19 protein-coding genes are annotated in these 19,808 nt (G+C 71.5%); 13 read left to right on the forward strand and 6 right to left on the reverse strand.

The window, feature by feature from the left end; all coding sequences use genetic code 11:
- Positions 1-82 precede the first annotated feature (82 nt).
- The 3 genes from ACFHW1_RS01565 (at position 83) to sucD (ending at position 2,971) form a co-directional block, all read left to right on the forward strand.
- Complete coding sequence (locus tag ACFHW1_RS01565; RefSeq protein WP_416551360.1) at positions 83-481, forward strand: cobalamin B12-binding domain-containing protein; 399 nt, start codon at positions 83-85, stop codon at positions 479-481.
- A gap of 400 nt (positions 482-881) precedes the next feature.
- Positions 882-2,078, forward strand: a complete 1,197-nt coding sequence (gene sucC / locus ACFHW1_RS01570; RefSeq protein ID WP_416551361.1) for an ADP-forming succinate--CoA ligase subunit beta — start codon at positions 882-884, stop codon at positions 2,076-2,078.
- Between the two features lie 5 nt (positions 2,079-2,083).
- The gene (gene sucD, locus ACFHW1_RS01575) at positions 2,084-2,971 is read left to right on the forward strand and encodes a succinate--CoA ligase subunit alpha (RefSeq protein ID WP_416551362.1); all 888 of its coding nucleotides are present in this window, start codon (positions 2,084-2,086) and stop codon (positions 2,969-2,971) included.
- An 81-nt stretch (positions 2,972-3,052) separates the two neighbouring features.
- Here the strand turns inward: sucD and ACFHW1_RS01580 are convergent, their stop codons facing one another.
- Positions 3,053-3,301: a hypothetical protein gene (locus ACFHW1_RS01580; protein ID WP_416551363.1), complete on the reverse strand. Its 249-nt coding sequence runs from the start codon at positions 3,299-3,301 to the stop codon at positions 3,053-3,055.
- Between the two features lie 164 nt (positions 3,302-3,465).
- On the opposite strand from ACFHW1_RS01580, the gene ACFHW1_RS01585 reads away from it, so the two are divergent.
- Positions 3,466-4,860, forward strand: coding sequence for a DUF6350 family protein (locus tag ACFHW1_RS01585; RefSeq protein WP_416567433.1), 1,395 nt, complete (start codon positions 3,466-3,468; stop codon positions 4,858-4,860).
- Between the two features lie 24 nt (positions 4,861-4,884).
- Here ACFHW1_RS01585 and ACFHW1_RS01590 read toward each other — a convergent pair whose 3' ends face one another.
- Positions 4,885-5,445 (reverse strand): DUF4190 domain-containing protein, encoded by a 561-nt coding sequence (locus ACFHW1_RS01590; RefSeq protein ID WP_416614665.1) that lies wholly within the window; start codon positions 5,443-5,445, stop codon positions 4,885-4,887.
- 164 nt (positions 5,446-5,609) lie between these two features.
- On the opposite strand from ACFHW1_RS01590, the gene purN reads away from it, so the two are divergent.
- From purN to ACFHW1_RS01620, 6 genes are all read left to right on the forward strand, one after another.
- Positions 5,610-6,224, forward strand: a complete 615-nt coding sequence (purN, locus tag ACFHW1_RS01595; protein ID WP_416551366.1) for a phosphoribosylglycinamide formyltransferase — start codon at positions 5,610-5,612, stop codon at positions 6,222-6,224.
- Positions 6,221-7,801, forward strand: coding sequence for a bifunctional phosphoribosylaminoimidazolecarboxamide formyltransferase/IMP cyclohydrolase (gene purH, locus ACFHW1_RS01600; protein WP_416567435.1), 1,581 nt, complete (start codon positions 6,221-6,223; stop codon positions 7,799-7,801). Before purN ends, purH begins: the two co-directional genes overlap by 4 nt.
- A gap of 16 nt (positions 7,802-7,817) precedes the next feature.
- Positions 7,818-8,417, forward strand: coding sequence for a pentapeptide repeat-containing protein (locus ACFHW1_RS01605; RefSeq protein ID WP_416590377.1), 600 nt, complete (start codon positions 7,818-7,820; stop codon positions 8,415-8,417).
- A gap of 61 nt (positions 8,418-8,478) precedes the next feature.
- Positions 8,479-9,351 (forward strand): bifunctional methylenetetrahydrofolate dehydrogenase/methenyltetrahydrofolate cyclohydrolase, encoded by an 873-nt coding sequence (locus ACFHW1_RS01610; protein WP_416551369.1) that lies wholly within the window; start codon positions 8,479-8,481, stop codon positions 9,349-9,351.
- Between the two features lie 149 nt (positions 9,352-9,500).
- On the forward strand, positions 9,501-10,451 hold the full coding sequence (gene mdh / locus ACFHW1_RS01615) for a malate dehydrogenase (protein ID WP_416551370.1): 951 nt from the start codon (positions 9,501-9,503) through the stop codon (positions 10,449-10,451).
- Between the two features lie 147 nt (positions 10,452-10,598).
- Positions 10,599-11,816 (forward strand): NADP-dependent isocitrate dehydrogenase, encoded by a 1,218-nt coding sequence (locus tag ACFHW1_RS01620; RefSeq protein ID WP_416551371.1) that lies wholly within the window; start codon positions 10,599-10,601, stop codon positions 11,814-11,816.
- A gap of 224 nt (positions 11,817-12,040) precedes the next feature.
- Here ACFHW1_RS01620 and galT read toward each other — a convergent pair whose 3' ends face one another.
- The 4 genes from galT to cysC form a co-directional block, all read right to left on the reverse strand.
- Positions 12,041-13,132 carry a galactose-1-phosphate uridylyltransferase gene (gene galT, locus ACFHW1_RS01625; protein ID WP_416551372.1) on the reverse strand — a complete coding sequence of 364 codons (1,092 nt, stop codon included), beginning with the start codon at positions 13,130-13,132 and terminating at the stop codon, positions 12,041-12,043.
- Between the two features lie 12 nt (positions 13,133-13,144).
- Positions 13,145-13,924 (reverse strand): DeoR/GlpR family DNA-binding transcription regulator, encoded by a 780-nt coding sequence (locus tag ACFHW1_RS01630; protein ID WP_416551418.1) that lies wholly within the window; start codon positions 13,922-13,924, stop codon positions 13,145-13,147.
- A 117-nt stretch (positions 13,925-14,041) separates the two neighbouring features.
- Positions 14,042-14,983, reverse strand: a complete 942-nt coding sequence (locus ACFHW1_RS01635) for a sulfotransferase domain-containing protein (protein WP_416551373.1) — start codon at positions 14,981-14,983, stop codon at positions 14,042-14,044.
- Positions 14,984-15,135: 152 nt separating this feature from the next.
- Positions 15,136-16,665 carry an adenylyl-sulfate kinase gene (cysC, locus tag ACFHW1_RS01640; RefSeq protein ID WP_416567436.1) on the reverse strand — a complete coding sequence of 510 codons (1,530 nt, stop codon included), beginning with the start codon at positions 16,663-16,665 and terminating at the stop codon, positions 15,136-15,138.
- Positions 16,666-16,924: 259 nt separating this feature from the next.
- Here cysC and ACFHW1_RS01645 point away from each other — a divergent pair, with 259 nt between their 5' ends.
- The 3 genes from ACFHW1_RS01645 (at position 16,925) to ACFHW1_RS01655 (ending at position 19,795) form a co-directional block, all read left to right on the forward strand.
- The gene (locus tag ACFHW1_RS01645) at positions 16,925-17,848 is read left to right on the forward strand and encodes an ABC transporter ATP-binding protein (RefSeq protein ID WP_416551375.1); all 924 of its coding nucleotides are present in this window, start codon (positions 16,925-16,927) and stop codon (positions 17,846-17,848) included.
- Between the two features lie 88 nt (positions 17,849-17,936).
- Complete coding sequence (locus ACFHW1_RS01650) at positions 17,937-18,797, forward strand: ABC transporter permease (RefSeq protein ID WP_416551419.1); 861 nt, start codon at positions 17,937-17,939, stop codon at positions 18,795-18,797.
- Complete coding sequence (locus ACFHW1_RS01655; RefSeq protein ID WP_416551376.1) at positions 18,794-19,795, forward strand: ABC transporter ATP-binding protein; 1,002 nt, start codon at positions 18,794-18,796, stop codon at positions 19,793-19,795. The genes ACFHW1_RS01650 and ACFHW1_RS01655 overlap by 4 nt, the downstream gene beginning before the upstream one ends.
- The last annotated feature ends 13 nt before the right edge of the window (positions 19,796-19,808 follow it).

Here is a 19,808-nt window from a genome sequence, read left to right on the forward strand (position 1 = left end):
AGGGTCGGCCGGGCTGCCGGCGATGTGCCGAGGTTGGTTAACCTTCGTTAAGGATCGACCGGTCGGCAGGAGGCGCGCAGCGATGGAGACTCGGATCCGGGTGGTGGTGGCGAAGCCTGGTCTCGACGGCCACGACCGAGGCGTCAAAGTGGTGGCCAGGGCGTTGCGGGACGCCGGCATCGAAGTCATCTACACCGGTCTGCATCAGACACCGGAGCAGATCGTCGAGACCGCCATCCAGGAGGATGCCGACGCCATCGGGCTCTCCGTGCTGTCCGGCGCGCACCTGACGCTGTTCCGCGGAGTGCTCGACCTGCTGCGCGAGCGGGATGCGGAGGACATCGTGGTCTTCGGTGGAGGCATCGTCCCCGACGAGGACATCGCGGCACTCAGTGCGCTCGGCGTGGCCAGGATCTTCACCCCCGGGGCGAGCACCGCCGACATCGTCGACTGGGTCCGCGGCAACGTCCCCGCCCAGTGAAGAGGGTGAGAGGCCGGACGCACCCCTCACACGTCCGGCCTCTCCATGCACGATGCCCCGCCGCCACCCCTCGACCGACAGGGCATCGGCCGCTTCCGTCGGCCCCGCGCTGCGTTTCCGACACCTCACTCAACGACACCTGTCACCGGGGGTTACGTCGCCGGCACACCTTATTTTCGGGGCGTGCCGGTGGTCGCGACCGGGTCGCCGTACGGCTGGGTGGGCGGCACGCCGGATGTGTGCAGTTGCGCACACCGCCCGCCCGCCTACTGGCGTCCCAGGGCCGGGTGGTTAGGCTGCGCCAATGGCCGGTCACCGCTCGTGACCGGGAAATCATTTGATTCTGCACGCTGGCGGCGGCGCGACGGCGCGCCGCGGAGACGGAACGGGACGCGCAAACGTGGACCTGTACGAGTACCAGGGGCGCGAGCTGTTCGAGCGACACGGGTTGCCCGTGCTCGCCGGCGGCGTCGCCACCACCCCGGAAGAGGCCCGCGCGATCGCCGAGCGCCTCGGCGGCCGTGTCGTGGTCAAGGCCCAGGTCAAGGTCGGTGGTCGAGGCAAGGCCGGCGGCGTGAAGCTGGCCGAGGACGCCGACGAGGCGGTCAGCCACGCCACCAACATCCTCGGTATGGACATCAAGGGGCACACCGTCGGCAAGGTGATGCTGACGGTGACCGCCGACATCGCCGACGAGTACTACCTGTCGTACCTGCTGGACCGGGCCAACCGTACCTTCCTCTGCATCGCCAGTGTCGCGGGCGGGATGGACATCGAGCAGGTCGCCGCCGAGACACCGGACCGGGTGGCGAAGATCGCGATCGACGCCAACGTCGGGGTGGACGAGGCCAAGGCCGCCGAGATCGTCACCGCCGCCGGCTTTCCGGCCGAGCTCACCGACCAGATCACCGAGATCGCGGTCCGCCTCTGGCAGGCGTTCATCGCCGAGGACGCCACCCTGGTCGAGGTGAACCCGCTGGCCCGGACCCCCGAGGGTCGGGTGCTCTGCCTCGACGCCAAGGTCACCCTGGATGAGAACGCCGGTTTCCGGCACCCCGACCACGAGGCGATGGTCGACCAGTCCGCGGTCGACCCGCTGGAGCAGCGGGCCAAGGAGAAGGACCTCAACTACGTCAAGCTCGACGGCTCGGTCGGCATCATCGGCAACGGGGCCGGCCTGGTCATGTCCACCCTCGACGTGGTGGCGTACGCCGGCGAGGCGCACGGCGGCGTCAAACCCGCCAATTTCCTCGACATCGGCGGTGGCGCCAGCGCTGCGGTGATGGCCAACGGGCTGGAGATCGTGCTCTCCGACCCGGACGTGCGGACCGTGTTCGTCAACGTCTTCGGCGGGATCACCGCCTGCGACGAGGTGGCCAACGGCGTCGTCCAGGCGCTGGCCCTGCTCGAACAGCGCGGAGAGACGGTGACCAAGCCGCTCGTCGTCCGGCTGGACGGCAACAACGCCGAGGCGGGCCGGGCGATCCTCGACTCGGCCGCCAACCCCCTCGTCGAGCGGGTCGACACCATGGACGGAGCGGCCGAGCGGGCCGCACAGCTCGCCGCAGCGGCGTCCGGCCGCCCGGAAGGACAGTGATCGAGATGGCGATCTGGCTGACCAAGGACTCCAAGGTCATCGTGCAGGGGATGACCGGCTCCGAGGGCTCGAAGCACACCCGGCGGATGCTCGCCGCCGGCACCACCGTCGTCGGCGGGGTCAACCCGCGCAAGGCCGGACAGCAGGTCGAGTTCGGCGACACCCGGCTGCCGGTGTTCGCCAACGTCGGTGAGGCGATGAAGGAGACCGGGGCCGACGTCACGGTCATCTTCGTCCCGCCGGCGTACTGCAAAGCGGCGGTGATCGAGGCGATCGACGCCGAGATCCCGCTAGCCGTGGTGATCACCGAAGGCATCCCGGTGCACGACTCGACCGCCTTCTGGGCACACAACACGGCCAAGGGCGGCAAGACCCGGATCATCGGTCCGAACTGTCCGGGCATCGCCTCCCCAGGGGCCTCGAACGCCGGCATCATTCCGGCGGACATCACCCCGGCCGGCCGGATCGGCCTGGTCAGCAAGAGCGGCACGCTGACCTACCAGCTGATGTACGAGCTGCGTGACATCGGCTTCTCCACCTGCGTCGGTATCGGCGGCGACCCGGTCATCGGCACCACCCACATCGACGCGCTGGCCGCCTTCCAGGACGACCCGGAGACCGACACGATCGTGATGATCGGCGAGATCGGCGGCGACGCCGAGGAGCGGGCCGCTGAGTTCATCAAGGCGAACGTGACCAAACCGGTGGTCGGCTACATCGCCGGATTCACCGCCCCGCCCGGCAAGACGATGGGCCACGCCGGTGCGATCATCTCCGGCTCTGCGGGCACCGCCGACGCCAAGAAGGTCGCGCTGGAGGCGGCCGGAGTCAAGGTCGGCCGTACGCCGAGCGAGACCGCTCGGCTGATGCGTCAGGTGATCACCGGCGGCTGACCGGCCACAGCCGACACTGAGCGATCACAGCCGACACAGGGCCGTCGACCGGGAGACCGGTCGGCGGCCGTCGTCGTCTGGTCAGCCGATCGGGTAGTTCCCGGTCGCCCAGAGACTGGCCCCACCGATGATGTTGAGCACGCTCAGCACGATCGCCACCCAGCCCAGCACCGGGGACTTGCGGAAGCGGTTGGCGTCGCGGATCGACAGTGCGCCGAAGACGATGCCGAGGATGCCGCAGCAGAGCAGGCCGATCACGATACCGAGCACGCCCCACAGGGTGCTGCGGTCGCTGCCGGCCGACGCCGCGGCCGGTGGGTACTGGGTCATCGGCAGGGTCCCCCGTCAACTCGACAACCGCCGTCGTCGACGGCGCGGTCCAGCACCGAGCGTAAGGCCAAATGACCGGAATGTCGGCAGGTTCGGTAGGTGACCGGCCAGGCCACGGCGATATTGCCGCCGGATCAGTGCGCCCACGTGCCAAAGTAGGCACGATGGCAGCCCACCCCCCGGACCCGCCACGACCGCCGGACGGTACCGCGTCGGTCGACGCCGTTCGGCGCTCAGGCCCGGGCCGCGTCCCCGGTGCTGCCCGCCGTGGCCGGGCCCCGCTGGCCGTCGCGGCCTCGGTGACCACCCTGTGGGCCGCGGTCGTGTCCTACCTGCCGGTCGCGGTGGTGATGTGGCTGATCCGGCTCGCCGAAGGCGACTCGTCGATCCTCGGCGCGGCCCGGATCGGTCTGGCCGCCTGGCTGCTCGGACACGGCGTACCGCTGGACACCTCGACCGGCCCGCTCGGGCTGCCGCCGCTGCTGCTCAGCGCGCTCGCCGCCTGGCGGATCTACCGGGCCGGCGTGCACACCACCCGGGCGGTCGGTGCCCGGCAGCGCGGATCCGCCGGCCGGGCGATCGTCGTCGCGTTTGCCGTCGCGACCGCGTACGGCGCGCTCGGTGCCGCCGCCGCGCACGTCGCGAGCAGCGCTACCACGGCGGTCGAACCGCTGCGGGCCGGGGCCACGCTGGCGGCGTTCGGCGTGGTCGGCGCGTTGCTCGGGGCCGGCCAGACCACCGGAACGCTGCGCCGACTGACGGCGCGCTGCCCCGACCTGCTGCGGCACGCGGCGCGGGCCGGGCTGGTCGCCGCGCTGCTGGTGCTCGGCGCCGGCGCCGCCGTGGCCGGGTTGTCCGTGGCGATCAGCGGTGGGGACGCCGCCGACACCATCGGGGTGTACCGGGCCGGGGTGGCCGGGCAGGCCGGGATCACGCTGCTCAGCACCGCCTACGCACCGAACGCCACCATCTGGGCGACCGCCTACCTACTTGGGCCGGGCTTCGCGCTCGGATCCGACACGGCGGTACGGACCACCGAAGTCACCCTCGGCAGCCTGCCAGCGATCCCGTTGTTCGCCGGGCTGCCCAACGGCCCGGCCGGCGGGCTCAGCGCGGCGCTGCTCGCCCTGCCGGTGCTGGCCGGGATGACCACCGGGTGGGTGCTGGCCCGCCGCTGGTCGGCGGGGTCCGACCGGGGTGGTGCCGGGCTGCCCGGCTGGCCGGTGCTGATCGGCGCTGCCCTGCTCAGCGGGCCGGTGGCCGGACTGTTCCTGGGCGGTGCGGCGGCCGCGTCCGGCGGTCCGCTCGGTGCCGGGCGGCTCGCCGACGTCGGGCCGGTCGCCTGGCAGGTGGCGGTGGTGTCGAGCGCGGTACTCGCGGTCGGGGCGGTGGTCGGCGCGGCGGCGGCGCGGGCGGTGGCGGCACCTCCGGCGGACCGGTCCGCGCCCCGCCAGCGGCGGTCCGCCGCTGCTCGGTCCGCTGCCGCCGCCCGGTCCGGTGCCGGGCAGGGACATCTGGGCAACGGCACAGGGCGCCCCGGACGATCCGGGACGCCCTGACCGGGTCGCGTCACAAAGCCTGGCTCAGATGCTGTTGAACCCGCTGCCGACATCCAGCAGAACGCCGAGGATCGAGTTCGCGATGCCGAGCACCACCCCGATCGCGCCGCAGATCAGCCCGGCCATCGCCTGGCTGCGGTTGTCCGCCAGCCCCTGGTCGACCTTGTTCTTGCCGAGGAAGCCGAGCACCGCGCCGGCGATGCCGACCGGGATGCCGAGCAGCGGGCAGCACACGGCCAGCACCAGCGAGGCGATGCCGACGATCATGCCGATCAGGCCCAGGTTGTTGTCCTTCTGCTGGCCCGGCATGCCGTAGCCGCCGGCGGGGTACGGCTGGCCCGGCACCGGCTGCTGCGCGTACGGGTCACCGTAGGGCTGCCCCGGCGGCTGCTGCGGGTACGGCTGCCCCGGTGGTTGCTGGCCGTACGGGTCCGAGTAGGGCTGCCCCGAGGACGGCGGCTGGCTGTAGCCGGGCTGACCGTACGGGTCGGAGGGTGGCGACGAGGTCGGGTCCTGGGGCTGCTGGGGCTGCTGGCCATACGGATCTTGGCCTGGGTAGCCGGGCTGCACAGAGAGCTCCTTCATGGCGACGACGCTCAGGGCGGTCGGAGATCGTGTTCTTGCCCGAGCGTCGGGCAGCGTATCTGGTCAGCGCAAATCCTGCCGCCCGTCGCGCCCGCCCGTTCCGTTGGGCGCGACCTGGGCGGGACCTGGACGGGGCCTCGTCGGCGGCCGGGTAGGGTGCTCGGGTGACCTCGTCTCCGGCCAGACTCGTGGTGCTCGTCTCCGGTTCCGGCACCAATCTGCAGGCGCTGCTCGACGCCACCGAGGACCCCGCGTACGGCGCGGTCGTCGTCGCTGTCGGCGCGGACCGGGACGGGATCGCCGGGCTGGACCGGGCCGAGGCCGCCGGGGTGCCCACCTTCGTGGCCCGGGTCGCCGACCACGCCAGCCGGGCGGACTGGGACGCCACGCTGACCGCCGAGGTCGCCGCGTACCAGCCGGATCTGATCGTCTCCGCCGGCTTCCTGAAGCTGGTCGGCGCCCGGTTCCTGGCTGCCTTCGGGGACCGCTACGTCAACACCCACAACTCGCTGCTGCCCGCGTTCCCCGGCATGAACGGACCGCGTGACGCCCTCGCCTACGGGGTCAAGCTGGCCGGTGCCACGCTCTTCTTTGTCGATGCCGGCGTCGACACCGGACCGATCGTCGCGCAGGTCGCGGTCCCGGTCGAGCCGGACGACGACGAGGCCAGTCTGACCGAGCGGATCAAGGAAGCGGAACGGGCGCAGCTCGTCGAGTACGTCGGCCGGTTGGTCCGGCACGGCTGGACCATCTCGCATCGAAAGGTCACCATCCGATGAACCCGAGCATCGACGGCCGCCGCCCGCTGCACCGGGCGTTGATCAGCGTCTACGACAAGACCGGCCTGGTCGAGCTGGCCACCATGCTGCACGCCGCCGGGGTGGAGATCGTCTCCACCGGGTCGACCGCGACCACCATCGCCGCCGCCGGCGTGCCCGTGGTCCGGGTGGAGGACGTGACCGGCTTCCCGGAGTGCCTTGACGGCCGGGTCAAGACGCTGCACCCGCACGTGCACGCCGGGCTGCTGGCCGACCTGCGCTCTGCCGACCACACCACGCAGCTGGCCGAGCTCGGCGTCGCTCCGTTCGACCTGCTGGTGTCCAACCTGTACCCGTTTCAGCAGACCGTGGCCTCCGGCGCCGACCCGGACGGCTGTGTGGAGCAGATCGACATCGGTGGCCCGGCGATGGTGCGGGCGGCGGCGAAGAACCACGCCAGCGTCGCGGTGGTCACCTCGGTGTCGGCGTACCCGCTGATCGAGCAGGCCCTCGCCGAGGGTGGCTTCACCCTGCGGCAGCGGCGCGCCCTCGCCGCCCGCGCGTTCGCCGACATCGCCGAGTACGACGTCGCGGTCGCCGACTGGTGCGCCCGGACCCTGGTCGGCGCGGACACCGACCAGCCGGTGGACTGGCCGGAGTTCGCCGGTACCGCGCTGCGCCGGGCCGCTGTGCTGCGCTACGGCGAGAACCCGCACCAGCGGGCGGCCCTCTACCTGGACCCGGCGGTACCGGCCGGGCTGGCCCGGGCCGAGCAGTTGCACGGCAAGGAGATGTCGTACAACAACTACGTTGACGCCGATGCCGCCTGGCGGGCGGCGAACGACTTCACCGCCCCGGCCGTGGCGATCATCAAGCACGCCAACCCGTGCGGCATCGCGGTCGGTGTCGACGTCGCCGAGGCACACCGCAAGGCGCACGCCTGCGACCCGGTCTCCGCGTACGGCGGGGTGATCGCGGTCAACCGGCCGGTCACCGTCGAGCTGGCCAACCAGGTCGCGGAGATCTTCACCGAGGTGGTGGTGGCCCCCGGGTTCGACCCGGCCGCGGTCGAGGTGCTGGCCCGGAAGAAGAACCTGCGGCTGCTGCTCGCCCCGGCGTGGCAGCCGGCGGCGGTTGAGTGGCGGCAGGTCACCGGCGGCCGGCTGGCGCAGACCGCCGACCGGATCGACGCCGCCGGCGACGATCCGGCGAGCTGGCGGCTGGCCACCGGTGAGCCGGCCGACGCGGACCTGCTGGCCGACCTGGGCTTTGCCTGGCGGGCGGTACGCGCGGTGAAGAGCAACGCGATCCTGCTGGCCCGCGACGGTGCGACCGTCGGGGTCGGGATGGGCCAGGTCAACCGGGTCGACGCTGCCGAGTTGGCGGTACGCCGGGCCGGTGCCGGCCGGGCCGCCGGTGCGGTGGCCGCCTCCGACGCGTTCTTCCCGTTCCCGGACGGCCTGCAGGTGCTGATCGACGCCGGGGTACGCGCGGTGGTGCAGCCCGGTGGTTCGATCCGGGACGACGAGGCGACCGCGGCGGCGAACGCCGCCGGGGTCGCCATGTACCTGACCGGCACCCGGCACTTCTTCCACTGACCGGCTGGCCGTCGTCGTGTCGCTGCAGCAGCGCGTCGAGGAGCGGATCGTCGGGGCCGACTGGGCGCTCGACGAGTTCGACCGGGTGCACTTCGACCGCTGTGAGCTCGTCGACGTCGACCTGACCGAGGCGGTGCTGACCGGCTGCGTCTTCACCAACTGCGTACTGGCGAACGTGCGGGTCAACGCGGCCCGGCTGACCCACTGCGCGCTGCTGCACTGCGTGATTCGACGGTCGTCGTTCTTCGACGCGACCTTTGCCGACTGCAAGCTGACCGGCACCCAGTTCCTCGACTGCACGCTGCGCCCGCTGCACGTTGACGGCGGGGACTGGGGGTTCGTGCTACTGCGCGGCCAGGACCTGACCGGGACGAAGCTGTCCGGGCTGCGGCTACGGGAGGCCGACCTGACCGAGGCGGACCTGAGCCGGGTGGATCTTTCCGGGGCGGACCTTGGCTATGCCCGGTTGACCAGCGCGAAGCTGCGCGGCACGGATCTGCGTGGGGCGGATCTGGCCGGGGTCGAGCTGCGCGGCCTCGACCTGACCGGGGCGCGGATCGACCTGGCCCAGGCGGTGCAGGTCGCGGCGGCGTACGGCGCCGACGTGCGGCCCTGACCGGCTGGTCCGCGCGAGGTGCCGACCGGGGTGGATCGGGCGACGTGAGACGATCGGTGACGTGACGGCGACAATTCTGGACGGCAAGGCGGCGGCTTCCGCCATCAAGGACAACCTTCGTGCCCGGGTCAAGGCGCTCGCGGAGCAGTCGGTGGTGCCCGGTCTCGGCACCGTGCTGGTCGGTGAGGATCCCGGCTCCCATGCGTACGTCAACGGCAAGCACCGCGACTGCGCCGAGGTCGGGATCGCCTCGATCCGGCGGGACCTGCCCGTCGACGCCAGCCAGGAGCAGGTGGAGGCGGTGGTCGCCGAGTTGAACGCCGACCCGGCCTGCCACGGCTACATAGTCCAGCTGCCGATGCCGAAGCAGATCGACACGCAGCGGGTGCTGGAGCGGGTCGACCCAAACAAGGACGCCGACGGGCTGCACCCGGTCAACCTGGGCCGGCTGGTGCTCGGCTTCGACGCGCCGGTCGCCTGCACTCCCCGGGGCATCGTCGATCTGCTGCGTCGTAACGAGATCCGGCTCCGGGGTGCGGAGGTGGTGGTGATCGGTCGGGGTACCACCGTCGGCCGGCCGCTGGGGCTGCTGCTGACCCGGCGCAGCGAGAACGCCACGGTGACGCTGTGCCACACCGGCACGCTCGATCTGGGCGACCACACCCGGCGGGCGGAGATCGTGATCGCCGCCGCTGGCGTGCCCGGTCTGGTCACCGCTGAGATGATCACGCCGGGGGCGACGGTCATCGACGTCGGCATCACCCGGGTGCTCGGCGAGAACGGCAAGGGCCAGTACACCGGTGACGTGGCACCGGACGTGGCCGAGGTGGCCGGTGCGCTGGCACCGGTGCCCGGCGGGATCGGCCCGATGACCCGGGCGATGCTGTTGACCAACGTCGTCGAGCTGGCGGAACGCGGCCTCGCCGACCGGTGAGCCGGTCGGCCAGTCGACCGGTGTGGCGGGCGGCGACGTCGGCGTGGCGGGCGTGAGGTGGGTCTCCGGGCGCGCCCCTGACCCGCTCCGCCGTTACCTGGCTGATACGGTCCCGACAAATTCGCCCGGTAGCAGGGAGTGAGACGACAATGGGCAAGAAGGTCACCGTCGTCGGGGCCGGCTTCTACGGCTCGACGACCGCGCAGCGCCTGGCCGAGTACGACGTCTTCGACACCGTCGTGCTGACCGACATCATCGAGGGCAAGCCCGAGGGACTGGCCCTCGATCTCAACCAGTCGCGGCCGATCGAGGGCTTCGAGACCAAGGTCGTCGGTGCGACCACCGGGGTGGACGGCTCCGGCTACGAGGTGATCTCCGGCTCGGACGTCGTCATCGTCACCGCCGGCCTGCCGCGCAAGCCGGGGATGAGCCGGATGGACCTGCTGGAGGTCAACGCCAAGATCGTCCGCGGCGTCGCGGAGAAAATCGCCCGGTACGCCCCGGACGCGGTGGTCATCGTGGTGTCCAACCCGCTCGACGAGATGACCGCGCTGGCGCAGATCGCCACCGGGTTCCCGCGCAACCGGGTGCTCGGGCAGGCCGGCATGCTGGACACCGCCCGGTTCTCCCACTTCGTCGCCGAGACGCTCGCGGTACCGGTGGCGACCGTACGCACGCTGACCCTCGGCTCGCACGGTGACACCATGGTGCCGGTGCCGTCACGGTGCACCGTGAACGGCAAGCCGCTGACCGAGCTGCTGCCGGCGGACAAAATCGAGGAACTGGTGGTCCGGACCCGCAACGGTGGTGCCGAGGTTGTCGCCCTGCTCAAGACCGGGTCGGCGTACTACGCGCCGTCGGCGGCGGCGGCCCGGATGGCCAAGGCCGTGGCCGAGGACTCCGGCGCGGTGATGCCAGTGTGCGCCTGGGTCACCGGGGAGTACGGAATCGACGGCGTCTACCTGGGCGTGGAGGCTGAGCTCGGGGCCGAGGGCGTCCGTCGGGTGGTGACCACCGACCTGACCGGTACGGAACTGGCCGCGCTGAAGGAGGCTGCCGAGGCGGTCCGGGCCAAGCAGGCGGACGTGGCCGACCTCTGAGCCGTACGGGCGTGACGATCGGGGCGGGCATCCAGGTGCCCGCCCCGACGTGTGCCGCGCCTCGTTCGTCCCGCCCGCTGCGCACCGGGTTCGGCAATCCAGTACGCTCGTACTGCTAATACGAGTTTCCGAGAGGAGCGCCGGTCGATGGCGAAGATCAAGGTAACCAACCCGGTCGTCGAGCTCGACGGCGACGAGATGACCAGGATCATCTGGAAGCAGATCCGGGAGCAGTTGATCCTGCCCTACCTCGACGTCGACCTGCACTACTACGACCTGTCGATCCAGTACCGCGACGAGACCGACGACCAGGTGACGGTGGACGCCGCGAACGCCATCAAGCAGCACGGCGTCGGCGTCAAGTGCGCGACCATCACCCCGGACGAGGCCCGGGTCGAGGAGTTCGGCCTGAAGAAGATGTGGCGCTCCCCGAACGGCACCATCCGGAACATCCTCGGCGGCGTGGTGTTCCGCGAGCCGATCATCATGTCGAACGTCCCCCGGCTGGTGCCCGGCTGGACCAAGCCGATCATCATCGGCCGGCACGCGCACGGCGACCAGTACAAGGCCTCTGACTTCGTGGTGCCCGGGCCGGGCACAGTGACCATCACCTACACCCCGGCCGACGGCAGCGCCCCGGTCGAGATGGAGGTCGCCAACTTCTCCGGCGGCGGCGTCGCGATGGGGATGTACAACTTCGACGAGTCGATCCGTGACTTCGCCCGCGCCTCGCTGCGCTACGGTCTGGACCGCGGTTACCCGGTCTACCTGTCGACCAAGAACACCATCCTCAAGGCGTACGACGGTCGGTTCAAGGACATCTTCGCCGAGGTGTACGAGGCCGAGTTCGCCACCGAGTTCGCCGCCGCCGGGATCACTTACGAGCACCGGCTGATCGACGACATGGTCGCCGCCGCGCTCAAGTGGGAGGGCGGCTTCGTCTGGGCCTGCAAGAACTACGACGGTGACGTGCAGTCGGACACCGTCGCCCAGGGCTTCGGCTCGCTGGGGCTGATGACGTCGGTGCTGATGACCCCGGACGGTCGTACGGTGGAGGCGGAGGCCGCGCACGGCACGGTCACCCGGCACTACCGGCAGTGGCAGAAGGGCGAGAAGACGTCGACCAACCCGATCGCGTCGATCTTCGCCTGGACCCGGGGCCTGGCCCACCGCGGCAAGCTGGACGGCACCCCGGCGGTGACCGAGTTCGCCAACACGCTCGAGCAGGTCTGCATCGAGACCGTCGAGGCGGGCCAGATGACCAAGGACCTGGCGCTGCTGATCGACCGCAACGCTCCGTGGCTGACCACCGACGAGTTCATGGCGGCTCTCGACAGCAACCTGGCCAAGCGGCTGAGCGCCTGAGTAGCTGAGCGCCTGAGCTCGCGGCCGGCACCGTCACCGGTTCCTCCGGCGGATCGTTGAACAGGGTGGACGTGGTGCCAGTCGCGTCCAAGGGGATCTTCCGGTGGCGGTCGCCCTGAGCAACATGACGCCAACGGTCGATCCTCGGCTGTGAACCAGCAGCCTGCCGTCCCTTCCCTGCGGGGGGTCCTGTCCCGGGCCCCCCGCAACCATGTCCGGTCTGGTCAGGCGTCGCGCAACAGTGCCGCCGCCTGTTCGGGCCGGACGTCGTTGATGAACACACCCATCGCCGATTCCGAACCGGCCAGGTACTTCAGCTTGTCCGCCGCCCGCCGGATGGTGAACACCTGCAGATGCAGGTAACCCAGCTCCCGTTCGTGACGTACCGGGGCCTGATGCCACGCCGCGATGTACGGTGTGCCCTGCCGGCTGTCGAAGAGCCGGTCGAAGCGGCGCAGCACGTCCAGGTAGAGCGGCCCGAAAGCGTCCCGTTCGGCGTCGTCCAACGCGGCGATGTCCGGCACCCGGCGGTGCGGTGCCAGGTGCACCTCGAACGGCCAGCGCGCTGCGGCCGGCACGTACGCCGTCCACCGGTCGTTCGCCGCCACCACCCGCACCCCGGCCGCCCGCTCGGCGGCCAGCACGTCCGCGTACAGGCTCCGCCCGCCGGTCGCCTCGGCGTGCCGTCGGGCGGCGGCCAGCATCGACCGGGTACGCGGCGGCACGAACGGGTACGCGTAGATCTGCCCGTGCGGGTGGTGCAGGGTGACCCCGATCTCCACGCCCCGGTTCTCGAAACAGAACACCTGCTCCACCGCGTCCAGCGCGGACAACTCGGCGGTCCGGTCGGCCAGCGCGTCAACGACGGTGCGGACCCGGGCCGGGGTCAGCGAGGCGAACGAGGTGCCGTGCTCGGCGGTGAAGCAGACCACCTCGCAGCGCCCGAGACCGGGCCGGGGCGGGGTGAACGGCGTACCACCGGGGTAGCCGGCGGTCCCGTCACCCACCCGGTCGCTCAGCGCCGGAAACCGGTTCTCGAAGACCACCACGTCGTAGTCGTACGCCGGAATCTCGCTGGACCGGCCGGGTCGCGACGGGCAGAGCGGGCACTGGTCGGTCGGCGGCAGGAAGGTCCGGGTCTGCCGGTGCGCGGCGATCGCCACCCACTCGTCGGTCAACGGATCGTGGCGAAGCTCCGAGGCGGGTGGCGGGGGCGGCAGCTCCCGCCGGTCCGGGCCTTCCCGGACGGCGTCGTCCCGCTCGTCGAAGTAGATGAGTTCCCGCCCGTCGGCGAGCCGTACCGCATGGCGTTTCACGACGCTGAGTTCCTATCGGTGTGGGACGGCGATCGACAGCTCGACGCCGTGTCCGGCCAGGACGTCGCGGGCCGGTGCGGGTAGTCCGGGGTCGCTGACCACGACCTGGGCCGTGGCCAGCTCTGCCATCGAGGAGATGCCCACGACGTCCCATTTGGTGTGGTCGGCCAGCACCACCAGGCGGGCCGCCGCCGTGATCAGGGCGCGGTTGGTGTCGGACTCCATCAGGTTCGGGGTGGTGTAGCCGGCCCGTTCGCTCATCCCGTGCACACCGAGGAAGAGCAGGTCCACGTGCAGGTCGCGGAGGGCGGTCACGGCCACCGGCCCGACCAGCGCGTCCGACGGGGTACGCACCCCACCGGTGAGGATCACCGTCTGGTCACCCCGACCGTCCCGGTAGAGCACGTCGGCCACCGGGATCGAGTTGGTCACCACCGTCAGCCCGGGGACGTCGACCAGCCGGCGGGCGAGCTCCACCGTGGTGGTGCCGGCCGACAACGCCACCGCCCCGCCGGCGACGACCAGCTCGGCGGCGCGTGCGGCGATCGCCGCCTTTTCGGCCTGCTGCCGGGCGGACTTCGCCACGAACCCGGGCTCGTCGGTGGCCCCGGGATCGACCGGGGTGGCCCCGCCGTGCACCTTGGCCAGCAGCCCCCGGTCGGCGAGGACGTCCAGGTCCCGGCGGATTGTCATGTCCGAGACGCCGAACTCGACGGCCAGGTCGGTGACCCGTACCCCGCCTGCGGCCCGGACCCGGTCCAGGATCGCTGCCTGGCGCTGCGGCGCGAGCATCAGCACCACGTCCTGCTCCCACCTGCTCGCACTCAATCCAACAGATGCGAACACTATCGCGCAGGTACGGCCGAACGGAAGTGCGCCCGGCCAGGTAGGTGCCTGCGCAGGGTCGGGTCAGCGGAACGCCTCCGCCACCGCGCTGCGCCAGACCGGCGGACGGCCGAGCCAGGCGGCGAGACGCGCGTCGTGCGGGGCGTAGTGGTCGGCCAGCTCCCGACGGGTACGCGCACCGGGCGGCTCGACCGGCAGTCCGTCGAACGGTGCGCCCGGTGCTCCGTCGACCAGGGCCGGCGGTTGCGTCGGCGGCGGTAGCCACGGCTCCTCGTTGAGCCTCGGCAGGCCGAGGAAGTCCAGTACCTCGCCGTACACCTTGGCCGGCGTGGTCCACAGCCGTTCGGCCTCCACCAGGCAGATCCGCTCCCGGCCAACCTGAGAGGCCAACCGATCCAGGTAGGTGGCGTACTCGCCGCGCTGCCGGTACGCGTGGTGCTGGTGGGCGAAGCTGCGGTACCCGGCCTCCACCCCGAGGCGTTCCTCCTGCCCGCGTAGCCGGGCGGACTCCAGCGCCAGCGCCCGGGCGAACGATGGCTCCGGCTCGTGCCCGGCAAGCCGTTCCACCCGGAAGTGCGACCACGCCCGGTCCACCGGATCGCGGACCAGCACCAGCAGCCGCACGTCTGGTAGATCCCGGGCGATCCGCAGCGCGGCGTACGGGTGGTAGAGGTAGTAGGTGCTGGTCTCGAATGCGCTGGCGGTGCCGCCGTGGCGTCGCTGCAACCGGCGGGCGGTGCGCTGGCGGGGAAAGTGCCCCCGGTACCAGTCGATGCCGCGCTCGTACGAGGTGTCGAAGAAACTTACTCCGTCACGCCGGGCCGCCCGCAGCACCAGCGGATGAGCGGCCAGCATCCGGTGCAACCCGGCGGTCCCGCACCGGTGCCCGCCGCAGATCAGGAACGACGGCAGCACCCGCCTCGGGGCCGTCCACCGCCCGTACGACCAGGACCGGGTGGGCACGATCCGGCGTAGCGGCTCCGGGATCCGACTGCGTAACGGCATGTCGCCCTCTCCTGTCCTGCCTGGACGGCTGTGCTGTCGGGCCAGCGCGAATCGCTGTTTACCGGATAACGCTGCTGCTACCCGGACAAGAGTGGCTTCTCGCCCGACTTGCCGTCATCTGCAGAAAAGGCGACAAAGGAGGATTTTGTGGGTCAGGCCGGCTTCAGTCGCGGCTCCACCCAACCCGTTTCGGTGAGGTGTTGCAGCACCGTCTGCACGCCCTGCTCGATGCTTATCTCACTGGTGTTCAGCACCAGGTCGGCATCAGTCGGCTCCTCGTACGGATCGTCAATCCCGGTCATCCCGGTCAGCTGACCGGCCCGCGCCTTGGCGTACAGCCCCTTACGGTCGCGGGCCTCGCAGACCTCCAACGGGGTCGCCACCCAGACCAGCAGGAACCCGGCCCCGGCGTCGTTCGCCATCTGCCGGGCCACCGCCCGGGCCTGGGCGTACGGTGCGATCGGGCAGCAGATCGCCACCCCGTGGTGCCGACCGACCTCGGACGCGACCCAGCCAATCCGACGGACGTTACGGTCCCGGTCCGCCTTGGAGAACGTCAACCCGGCGGAGAGTTCGCGGCGTACCACGTCCCCGTCGAGCAGCGTGACGGTCCGGTCGCCGCTCTCCCGCAGCGCGTCCGCCACCCCCCGGGCGATGGTCGACTTGCCGGAACCGGACAGCCCGGTGAAGAACACCACCAGGCCACGATGCCGGCGCGGCGGCCGGGCCCGGGCCAGCTCCCGCGCCACCGCCGGCGGGGTGTGCCACTCCGGCAACGGAAAACCCCGGTCCAGCAGGTCGTCGATCTCCTCCTGATCGAGCGCCAGCCGCCGGTTGCGCGGCGGGATGTCGTCGCGCCAGCGCCACTGACCGTCCCGGTTGTCGTAGGCCAACTCCCGGGGCACCAGCACCCTCGGGCCGCCGCCGGAGAGCATCTCGCCGGTGGATAGCAGGTGGGTGACGCCGTACGCGGCCGCCACCCGGGCGCGCAGCAGCGCGTCCCGGATCTCGTCACCGTGCCGGGTCAACGGCACCGCTACCAGCGTCGCTGGCGGCATCCGGTCCCGGGCCGCGAAGACACTGCGGACCAGCACCTCCGGCGGCAGCCCGCTGACCCCGCCGTCGGCGACCGGGATCAGGATCAGCAGATGCGCGGCGAGGGTACGGGCGGCGTGCGCGATCTGGGCCAGCTGCGGGCGGTGCAACGGGCGGTCGGCGATCACCCCGAGCACCCGGCCCGGGGGCAGCAGCGCACGTACCTCCGCCGGGCTGCGACGCAGCCGCTGGAACGGTCCGCCGGTGCCGTCGCCGAGCCGGCGCACCCGGCCGCCGACCGCCGAGAAGCCGTCCCGGCTCGGCCAGGCGTCGACGATGTCCAGCGCGGCCACCGGAGCACCCTCCGGGTCGGTGAGCACCAGCACCCGCAGCAGCGGATTCGTCAGGTCGAGCCCGGCGACCAGGTCGGCCGGCACCTCCAGGGTGACCGGCACCGGCCAGGCGGTGCCGTCGGCCAGCCGGCCGCGACTACGCAACGAGGCAAGATCGGCGCGGGTGTGGAAGCCGGTCAGCGGGGCGTACGCCTCGGACAGGATCAGCTCAAGGTCGGCCAACTCGAACGGCCGCGGCGTGTACGCCGGCGCGTCCCGCAGCACGTCGTCAGGCAGCACCCAGCCGTCGGTCATCACACCCCCAATGGATCGAACTCACAGTTTCGCAGCCGGCCGGTCGTCGGTCGAGACTGGCACGGCGAGTTCTGCCACCATCGCGGGATGTCGACCATCGTCACCCGATGTCGACGTCTCGTCCGGGGCCGAACCAGAGCAACGCTTGCTTCCGGGTCCGGCGGTGTCACCCCTAATGGCAGGGCATGGGTAGCTCCTCAGGGAACCTCCAGGGGGAAACCCCATCCCACGACGTGCCGGCAGTCCATACGCTGACCGGGTGACTCTCATCGCAACCGATGCGCTGACCAAGACGTACGGCGGGCGGGTGACGGCCCTGGCCGACCTGACCGTCGAGGTCCAGCCCGGCATCGTCGGCCTCGTCGGGGCCAACGGCGCCGGCAAGTCGACCCTGATCAAGATCCTGCTCGGCCTGCTCGCCCCGACCAGCGGACAGGTCCGGGTACTCGGACTGAACCCCACCACCGACGCCGACGCGGTCCGCGCCCGGGTCGGCTACATGCCGGAGAACGACTGCCTGCCGCCGGACCTCAGCGCCGCCGAATTCGTCACCCACCTGGGGCGGATCAGCGGTCTGCCGCGCGCGGCGGCCCGGGAACGGGCCTCCGAGGCGCTGCGCCACGTCGGGCTCTATGAGGAGCGCTACCGGCAGATCGGCGGCTACTCCACCGGCATGAAGCAGCGGGTCAAGCTGGCCCAGGCGCTGGTGCACGACCCCGACCTGCTGCTGCTGGACGAGCCGACCAACGGCCTGGACCCGGCCGGCCGGGACGCCATGCTGGCCCTGGTGCACCGGATCGGCGCCGAGTTCGGCATCTCGGTGCTGGTCTGCTCGCACCTGCTCGGCGAGGTGGAACGGATCTGCGACTCGCTGATCGCCATCGACGGCGGCCGGCTGCTGCGTTCCGCTCAGCTTTCCGACATGACCACCGCCAGTGACGTGCTGGCGATCGAGGTCAGCGAGGGCACCGAGGCGCTGGCTGCCCGGCTGGCCGCGGCCGACCTGCCGGTCAGCCGGGAAGGTCAGCTGCTGCTGGTGCCCGCCGAGACCGGCTCCGACGTGTACGACCGGATCCTCGCCGCAGTCGTCGAACTCGACCTGCCGCTGCACCGGCTCGACCAGCGCCGGCACCGGGTCGCCGAACTCTTCGCCACCACGGAGGACTCCCGTGTCAACGTCTGACCAGCTCACCGCCGCCCGGGGCGCCGGGCCGACGCCGGCCGGCCCGGCCGTCGCGGGCACCACCTCGAACGGCGCGCCGGGCGGCGTCATCCACGACATCGGCTACCAGCGCTACACGGGGGTCCGGCTCGGTCGCCGGCACGTCGTCGGCGCGCTCTACGCGCACAGCCTGCGCACCGCGTTCGGGCTCGGCCGCAGCGCCAAGGCCAAGATCTTCCCCTGGTTCATCGTCGGCGTGGTGGTCGCCGCCGCCGCCGGCCTGGTGGCCGTCCGCGCCCAGATCGGCCAGGTGCTGCTCAGCTACGCGCAGTTCGCCGACACGATGAGCTGGCTGGTGATCTTCTTCGTCGCGGTGGTCGCCCCCGAACTGGTCTCCCGCGACCTCGGCAGCGGTGTGCTGCCGCTGTACTTCTCCCGGCCGCTGCGGCTCGTCGACTACCCGCTGGCCAAGTTCGCCGCCCTGGCCACCGCCGTGTTCGTGCTGCTCGGCGCGCCACAGCTGGTGATGTTCCTCGGCGGCGCGTTCACCACCGACGCCGGCTGGTCCGGGGTGTGGGACGAGGTCACCGACCTCGCTCCAGGCCTGGCGTACGCCGTGCTGTGGGCCGGTGTGTTCAGCGCCATCGGGCTGGCGGTCGCCTCAGTCACCGGCAAGCGGGCATTCGCCGCCGGTGGGATCGTCGCAGTCTTCCTGATGACCACCCCGATCGGCGGGGTGCTCTCGGTGCTGCCGTCGGTCACCGCCAATCAGCTCGCCGGTCTGGTCGCCCCGTCCAGCCTGGTGCAGGGCACCGGGATCTGGCTGTTCCGGGACGCGCTGGTAACCGAAGCCGGCACGGGTCTGGACACCGGCGGTTTCGGCCCGCTGTACGGGCTGGTCACTGTCGTCCTGATCGCCGGCTGCATCGCCGCCCTGATCGCCCGCTACCGGAAGGCGGCCCGTCGATGACCACCTCGACCTCGACCCCGAGCTCCACCCCGGCCGCCGCGGCCCCGGTTACCTCCGCCGCCGGCACCGGCACCGCCGGCCGCCCCGCCGCGATCGAGCTCGCCGGGGTGTCCCGCTGGTACGGCAACGTCGTCGCGGTCAACGACGTCAGTATGGCCCTCAACGCCGGAGTCACCGGCCTGCTCGGCCCGAACGGCGCCGGTAAGACCACGCTGCTGCACATGATGGCCGGTTTCCTGCCGCCGTCGCGGGGTGCCGTCACCGTCGACGGTGAACCGACCTGGCGCAACCCGGGCGTCTACCGCAACCTCGGGCTGGTCAGCGAACGGGAGGCCGTGCACGGCTTCCTCACCGCCTACGAGTTCGTGCTGGCCAGCGCCCGGCTGCACGGGTTGCCCGACCCGGCGGCCGCCGCCCGGCGGGCGATCGAGCTGGTCGAGATGACCCCGGCGCAGGACCGGCGGATCGGCACCTATTCCAAGGGGATGCGCCAGCGCACCCGGGTCGCCGCCGCCCTGGTGCACGATCCGACGGTGCTGCTGCTCGACGAGCCGTTCAACGGCATGGACCCGCGCCAGCGGATGCACATGATGACGCTGCTGCACTCGCTCGGCGACGCCGGCCGGACCATCCTGTTCAGCTCGCACATCCTGGAGGAGGTCGAGCAGGTCTCCGGCACCGTCCAGGTGATGGTCGCCGGCCGGCTGGCCGCCTCCGGCGACTTCCGCAGCATCCGGCGGCTGATGACCAACCGGCCGCACGTGTTCGCCGTACAGTCCAGCGACGACCGGGCCCTGGCGGTGGCACTGCTGCGCCACGACTCGGTCACCGGCGTCGACCTGACCAAGGGCGGTGGGATCACCGTACGGGCCGGTGACTACGGCAGCTTCACCCGCGCCCTGCCCCGGATCGCGCTCACCGAAGGGATCCGGGTGCACCGCCTGCTGCCGTCGGACGAATCCCTGGAGAGCGTCTTCTCCTACCTCGTGGAGGCCTGAGAGCCGTGAACTC

The organism is Micromonospora sp. LOL_014, assembly GCF_048060245.1.
In the GTDB taxonomy this organism is placed as follows: domain Bacteria; phylum Actinomycetota; class Actinomycetes; order Mycobacteriales; family Micromonosporaceae; genus Micromonospora_E.